Source organism: Neobacillus drentensis (assembly GCF_036962125.1).
Classification (GTDB): Bacteria; Bacillota; Bacilli; order Bacillales; family Cytobacillaceae; genus Neobacillus; species Neobacillus drentensis_B.
Window position 1 is genome coordinate 1 of the sequence record NZ_JBALOA010000031.1, and the last position, 7,110, is coordinate 7,110.

Sequence of the window (7,110 nt, forward strand, 5' to 3'; positions counted from 1 at the left end):
CCCGTGAAGTCGGAAAAAATGGTTAAGCGGTAACCATAGGAAATGTATGATACCCTTGAAGTCGAGACTGTGGTGTGCCGGACTCTTTTTTGCGCTGTGAACACCTTGCAGGAGGAACCTTTCTTGATATAATGATAGTATTGGAAATTTGTAGGATGTTGATTATAGAGAATTACATCCCATTAGGTTTTAAGTTAGAGTTAAGGGGGGATGTACGAAATGAAGAATTTTATGATAAAAATCTCTTTATCTCTTACATTATTATTTAGTATTGTAATATATTCAAAAACCGTTTATGGAGAAGAAATTAGTGAGAAAAACTTCCAAGTAATTGCTCATAGAGGTGATTCAGGAAATGCTCCAGAGCATACTATGGTGTCATATGAACTCGCTCGAAGGTTAGGGGCAGATTATATTGAAATAGATTTAGGTATGACCAAAGATGGGCAGCTTATTGCCATTCATGATTCCACAGTTGATCGGACAACCGATGGAAATGGAAGGGTTAATTCCCTTACTCTTTCACAAATAAAGGAATTGGATACGGGTTCGTGGTTTAATCAGCAATTTCCTAATAAAAGCAAATCCGCAGTATATTGGGTTAAAAATCCCCACTTTGGAAGAAATAATTGACCATTATAAGGATACTATAAACTACTACATAGAAGTAAAAAGGCCAGAGGATAATCCAGGAATGGCGGATGAATTGTTACAAGTACTAAACTCACGTCATCTAATTGAAAATAACATACCTCGTGGAAAGGTTATTATCCAATCATCTGATGCTGAAAGTCTGAAATATATTCACAGTCAATACCCTAACCTGCCATTAATACAATTAGGGTCCTATACCAATCGTATGGACCTTCCTGAAATCTCAAAATATGCAATTGGTGTTGGTCCTGAATTAACAACAGTTAATAAGACATTTATAGAAAAAGCTCATAGTAATGGACTAATTGTTCATTGTTGGACTGTTAACAATCAAGCTGATATGGAAAAAATGATTGATTGGGGAGCAGATGGTATTTTTACAAACTATGTAGGTCTAGCTGTAAATGTAAAATTGGCCGATCGTACAGCTCCAGTTATCCCAACCATCTATACTACCAGTGATCATTCGACCAGTATTATGGGAACAGCAGAGTCCAAGTCAACAGTTTATGCTTGGGTAGGCAATAAAATGTTGGGTAAAGCAGTAGCTAGTAATGAAAAATACTCAATTAAAATAAGTAAGCAAAAAGCAGGGGCGCTGGTTAGTGTTTATTCAGTAGATGCTGCAGGGAATAAAAGTGGTTCGAAAACGGGTAAAGTAGTAGATCGAACAGCACCAGTAACTCCGACTATCAATATAATAAGTGATCAATCAACCTATATTGCAGGAAAAGCGGAGTTGAATTCAAAGGTATATGCTTGGGTCGGAACTGAAAAGTTAGGTGTGGCAACAACAAGTAATGGAAAATACTCGATTAAAATAAGCAAGCAAAAGGCAGGGGCACTGGTTAGTGTTTATTCAGTGGATGCAGCCGGGAATATAAGTAGTAAAAAAACGGTTAAAACACTAGATCGAACAGCTCCCAAAATCCCGGCTATTAATAAAATAACGAGTAAAACTAAGTACATAAAGGGGAAAGCGGAGAAGAAAGCAACTGTCTATGTCTTCAATAAAAGCCAAAAAGTAGGTAAAGCAAAAGTAGATAACAAAGGGAACTTTAACGTAAAAATCAAAGCACAAAAGAAAAAATCTCAATTAAAAATCTATGTCATAGATGGTGCGGGAAACAAAAGTAAGATTAAGGTTATTAGAGTTTATTAGTGATAGATCATGGTGTGCCACGGAAAACGGTTCTCGTGGCACATTCCTCATTAGTGCCATGTGAACTTTATCGATAGTGTGCCTGTCCCATATGGGTAAACGAATAGCTGGCCATGGTTTGAACATCCTTGTATTTTGACCTTTTATCGGTTTTCATGACAACCGAGATGATCTCCTTATTGTCCTTTTTTAGATATTCAACAAGCGTGTGTTGGGCAGCGTTGGTAAACCCTGGTTTACCAGCTATGACGTTCGGCTGGCTTGGAAAATTAATGAGATTACGAATATTTTTAACGTGTCTGCTTGTTTTAATGTGAGCCGTTTGTTTCGACATGACTGCTAATACAGTAGGATGGTTAATCGCTTCCTTTGTAATCAAAGCCATCTCGTAAGGAGTGGTGTAATGGTTTGGATGATGAAGACCGTTTGCTGTAACGAAATGAGTATTTTTAAGACCCCATTGTTTGACCTTCTGATTCATCAGGTTGGCGAACCCTTCTTCGCTCCCCGCCACGTTTTCCGCAATCACCACTGCCACATCATTTGCGCTCATTAAGAGTAAAGCCTTCATCGCGTCTAGTTTAGAAATCCGCTCTCCTGCTGTAAGTCCCAAACAGATACATTCTTGATTTGCCGCATGAGGGCTAACCGTTAATATTTCGCCATCTTTGATTCGTTCATCTAAAATGGCAGCCGTTAGAACTTTCGTCATGCTGGCCGGATAGGCTTTTGTATGGGCATTTTTATTGTAAAGAATCTCGCCTGTAACAGCATCGATGGTGACCCCAACCCCACCGACAATTGGTGGTGCGACTTCTATTTCCGCTGTACTAACCACTTTTGTTAGCATTCCACTCGACAGTAAAAGGACTAATAGACTTGTTGCAGTAATTTTCCAGATGTTTCTCATGATGAATTACCCCCAGTTTCCCGACGCGAATTCCAAACCAATTTATTCTTCTTAGTTTGTTCCATTTCAAAAATAAATAGTTTCTCTTTTCACCAAGTTTTCACCATCCTCTACTAAAATTCATTACATCAAGTAACGAAAGGAGGAAAAAAGAAATGAATACGAAAGTGAAAAAAGGTATTTTCTGGAGTGTGATTATTACCTCAACGGTATTAGTAATCAACTTACTCCACTTGCTGGTAGGAGGTAGCAGTGCTTTTGCTAGAGGTCCAGAGGGACATGGCCGAGGTGGAATGGGACATGGTGGCGGATTTGGTGGCCATCAGATGATGAATGGTGCTCATCATGATGGAGGGTTCCCGTGGCTTTTCCTTATTATTGGACTAGCTGCCCTAGTTTTATTAGTAAGATGGCTTAGAAACAAGTCGAAGGCTTCTTCAATGAATCAATTTATTGACACCTCCCTTGTAGGTTCGCATGTACCTGTTACTAACCAAAATGCGAGTATTTTGGATCAATGGGAAAAAAATCAATTAACTAAAAAGGAGAATGAATAACATGGGTATTTTTAAAAGATTAAAGACAATTGCAGTGGCAGATATGAATGGGTTATTAGACGGGATGGAAAATCCGATTGCGATGCTGAATGAGTATTCCAGAGAAATGGAAAAGGAAATTGCCAAAGGTCAACAAGCATTAGCAAGGCAGATTTTTGTTGAGAAAAAACAAGCAGCCCTTATTTCTGAAATAAAAGTATTGGTAGACAAGCGAACTCGTCAGGCGAAACTGGCGATTGAGCAAGGGAACGAGGCCATAGCAAAACTAGCCGTGCAAGAGAAGCTCACCAAAGAAAAAGAGTTGCAAGTATATGTGGACCAATTAGCCTCAATTGAGGGACAAACTCAACTCCTCATTGAAAAATTGGACCAGCTAAAGGAAGCATATAACCAAATGCAGAAAAAGAAAATTTTATTAGCATCACGTGCTAATGTGGCGCAATCGATGAAACAAATTCAAAAAGTAACGGTTTCCTTTAATACCGATGATATTGCTAGAGGAGTGGCCCGTGCAGAAGAGCGGATTTTGATGATGGAAGCGGAGGTACAGGCGGGAAATCAGTTGGCGGCTCCATTAGCTCAGTTTGATGCAGGTAGTTTGGTAAGCGATGAAGAGTTAAACAAGGAAATTGAAAAACTAAAGTTTGAAAAGGTAGCTGTATTATAATTCGAAAGGGGTCATTCGCCCGCTGCTTTATAGCGCGGGCGAATGGCCTTTTTTCAATTCCTCTGTTTCCGATTCGCTTTGATTATTCGTTTGATCACCCACCAACAAAGTGGAAAGTTGATGAAAAATGTCATCGATACGAAGGTTGCTAAGGCAATAAAACTATTATTCATTTCATCACCAGGACTCATAAAAACCATCGCGAAAAATACCGCGTAAATAATGATTGTAATAAATAGAGCCGATATTCCATCCGACAAACTGCTAAAAACTTTCATTCTATCTCATTCCAACTCCTTCTCCCTAAGTTCATCTTCCTTCTATTAAAACATATGTATTATGTCTAGGTGAGTATGAAGTAATTTTACAAGTAAACTATGAGATTAATCAATTCGGCCGTACTAGGAGTCGGTTCTGTCGCCTGTAACCCGATTGGGAAGAAAAATTATCGCTGATTCCCTCATAAATTTAAGTCCTTATACGAAATTCTATAGGTAGTTTGATAAAGGCAGGACCTTTCCCTTTACCAGTGTAGGAGAATTCTAATACCTCAGATAAATCAACTTTGTGCAACCATCAATGGATAGGAGAGAAGAAGAATGTCAGAAGAGACCTATCAATCTCGTGAAGAACGAAAGCGGGCAGAAAAGATAAGCCAGGATCACCAAAAAAGTGAGCGGACGCCTAGGAAGAAAAGCTCGTTATTCAAAAAAGTAATCATTATCTGTCTAGTTCTAGGACTTGTTTCGACAGGAGCAGGAGCAATCACGTTCGCATCCATGATCAAGGATTCGCCGAATTTGGATGCTTCTAAGCTAGTGGATCCACTTTCCACGAAATTCTATGATCAGAACGGAAAATTTATCTATGAATACGGGAAGGAAAAGCGGACGAAGATTACCTATGATAAAGTACCAAAGGTGCTGGAGCAAGCATTTATTGCTACAGAAGACTCGCATTTTTATGAGCATCATGGGATCGATCTCAAAAGGACGGCCAAAGCCATTTTTGTCAACTTAACCGGGAATTTTGGGGCACAAGGCGGCAGTACGATTACCCAGCAAGTCATTAAAAATTCCTTTTTAACTCCAGAGAAAACAGTCAAGCGAAAAGTGCAAGAGTGGGAATTGGCGTATCAGTTGGAACAGAAATATTCGAAGCATGATATTTTAATGATGTATTTAAATAAAATTTACCTTGGAAACCGCTCGTACGGGGTAGCGGCGGCTGCAAAGAATTATTATGGTATCGAAGCAAATGAGTTAAAAAAGTTAACACTCGCACAGGCTGCTATGATTGCCGGAATGCCGCAGAGTCCGAATAATTACGATCCAACCAAGCCGGAAAACAAAGCAGCAGCCACGAAGCGCCGTAATATTGTCTTACGTTCAATGCTTAGAGATGGTTATATAACGGAGAAACAATTAAAGGAAGCTTCAAAAATTCCAGTGACTAAGGGACTTGTCCCAAAAAGTACGAAACAAGCTATGCCTTATGAGGCATTTTTGGATGCCGTTGTAAAAGAGGTAAAGGGGAAACTGAAGGATGTAGACATCAGTGTGGATGGATTATCTATTTATACTACCCTCGATCCCAAAGCGCAGGATTATGCAGATAAAATGTTGAGCACCAATGAAATTATTACCTATCCAGATGCAGATTTTCAGGGGGCTTTCGTCTTTTTAGATACCCAAACGGGTGAAGTAAGGGCAATTGGCAGTGGGCGCAACGACTATCGAGCTGAATTTCTGGGGAACAACTTTGCCGTTGATATCAAGCGGCAGCCTGGCTCGACTTTTAAACCGATTTTTGACTATGGCCCTGCGATTGAACATTTGAAATGGTCAACAGGTCATCTGATTCATGACCAGCAAACGTCGTATGAAACCGGAGAGCCGATCTCCAACTGGGATCGTAGGTATCATGGAATGCTGACCATACGGAGTGCGCTAAATAACTCTTACAATATTCCGGCTCTTCTTACACTAAGGGAGGTTGGGATAGATAAGGCGAAGCACTTTGCAGAACAACTCGGGATTACTTTTAAAAATAACCAGGTATATGAGTCCTATTCAATTGGGAGCAATGCCGTAAGTCCTTTAGCGATGGCAGGGGCTTACAGTGTCTTTGGGAACAAAGGGAACTACAATAAACCGCATTTTGTCCAAAAGGTGGTCCTGCCTACTGGTAAAGTCATTCATTTTACCAAAAAACCAAAACGGGTGATGCAGGATTACACGTCGTATATGGTGACGGATATGTTACGCTCCGTTGTAAAAGACGGGGGTGGTAAACTGGCCGATGTTCCTGGCCTATATGTCGTAGGGAAGACAGGGACAACGAATTTTGACACACAGACCCAGGCGAAATTTGGCTATCCAGACAACGCCACAAATGATAGCTGGTTCGTTGGCTATACACCGCAATACACAATGGCGGTCTGGACCGGATACGCACATAACGGTCCTAGTAACTATATGGCCGGAACTACGCCACAAATTGCAAAGCTTATGTTCAAGGCGATGATGCAGTCATTTGGAACGGATTCATCTAGTTTCGAGCAGCCAAGCAGTGTCTATCGCGTAAATAATGAGCTCTATATTAGAGGAGTCCAGTCGGCAGAAGTACCGCCAAAGCTCAAACCTATTAACACAGTAAAACCAGCTGGTAAAGATGGCTGGAAAAAAGGTCATGGACAGAAGCAAAAAGAAAAACCGAAAAAACAAAAAGAGCATTGGAAAAATAAAAAAGGTAAAGGGAAACATTAATTAGATAAGACGGATGTAAAACGGGGAGCGATGTTCAGCTTCTCGTTTTTTATTGCTCTGCGTTCTAATCTTAAAAATCATGCTGTAGTTGCGATCTTATTAAAGGGTTTTTGAGACTATTAACTTTCTTTTAAATAAAATAAAACTTTCTATTGCATAATTATATTGAGGATGATACTATAAGGAAGTCGCTTTTGACGGAAGCTTTTTTTAGTTAAAAGAGATAGTGAAAAAAGTAAATTATTATATTGACATAATGATAGAGAGTTGATATAATAATCAATGTCGCTTCTGACAAGATGAATTGTTCTTTGAAAACTAAACAAACAAAATCGTGCAAACAAACAATAAATTTTAGTTTCTTTTAAGAAACTAAGCCAACGTAACAAATG

General features: G+C 39.5%; 7 protein-coding genes. 5 read left to right on the forward strand and 2 right to left on the reverse strand.

Features of this window, described 5'->3' with window-relative positions; translation table 11 throughout:
• The first annotated feature begins 219 nt into the window (after window positions 1–219).
• Window positions 220–633, forward strand: a complete 414-nt coding sequence (locus V7121_RS21905; RefSeq protein ID WP_335547790.1) for a glycerophosphodiester phosphodiesterase family protein — start codon at window positions 220–222, stop codon at window positions 631–633.
• Complete coding sequence (locus V7121_RS21910) at window positions 617–1,816, forward strand: Ig-like domain-containing protein (RefSeq protein WP_335547792.1); 1,200 nt, start codon at window positions 617–619, stop codon at window positions 1,814–1,816. The genes V7121_RS21905 and V7121_RS21910 overlap by 17 nt, the downstream gene beginning before the upstream one ends.
• A gap of 67 nt (window positions 1,817–1,883) precedes the next feature.
• Here the strand turns inward: V7121_RS21910 and V7121_RS21915 are convergent, their stop codons facing one another.
• The gene (locus tag V7121_RS21915; protein WP_335502392.1) at window positions 1,884–2,726 is read right to left on the reverse strand and encodes a D-alanyl-D-alanine carboxypeptidase family protein; all 843 of its coding nucleotides are present in this window, start codon (window positions 2,724–2,726) and stop codon (window positions 1,884–1,886) included.
• Window positions 2,727–2,881: 155 nt separating this feature from the next.
• On the opposite strand from V7121_RS21915, the gene V7121_RS21920 reads away from it, so the two are divergent.
• Both V7121_RS21920 and V7121_RS21925 read left to right on the forward strand, forming a co-directional pair.
• The gene (locus tag V7121_RS21920; RefSeq protein WP_335547794.1) at window positions 2,882–3,283 is read left to right on the forward strand and encodes a hypothetical protein; all 402 of its coding nucleotides are present in this window, start codon (window positions 2,882–2,884) and stop codon (window positions 3,281–3,283) included.
• Between the two features lies 1 nt (window position 3,284).
• The gene (locus V7121_RS21925) at window positions 3,285–3,950 is read left to right on the forward strand and encodes a PspA/IM30 family protein (protein WP_335502388.1); all 666 of its coding nucleotides are present in this window, start codon (window positions 3,285–3,287) and stop codon (window positions 3,948–3,950) included.
• A gap of 53 nt (window positions 3,951–4,003) precedes the next feature.
• Here the strand turns inward: V7121_RS21925 and V7121_RS21930 are convergent, their stop codons facing one another.
• A complete protein-coding gene (locus V7121_RS21930) occupies window positions 4,004–4,228 on the reverse strand; it encodes a hypothetical protein (protein ID WP_335547796.1) in 225 nt (74 codons plus the stop codon).
• A 321-nt stretch (window positions 4,229–4,549) separates the two neighbouring features.
• Here V7121_RS21930 and V7121_RS21935 point away from each other — a divergent pair, with 321 nt between their 5' ends.
• Entirely contained in the window at window positions 4,550–6,718 is a 2,169-nt protein-coding gene (locus V7121_RS21935; RefSeq protein ID WP_335547799.1) for a transglycosylase domain-containing protein, read from the forward strand.
• Window positions 6,719–7,110 lie beyond the last annotated feature (392 nt).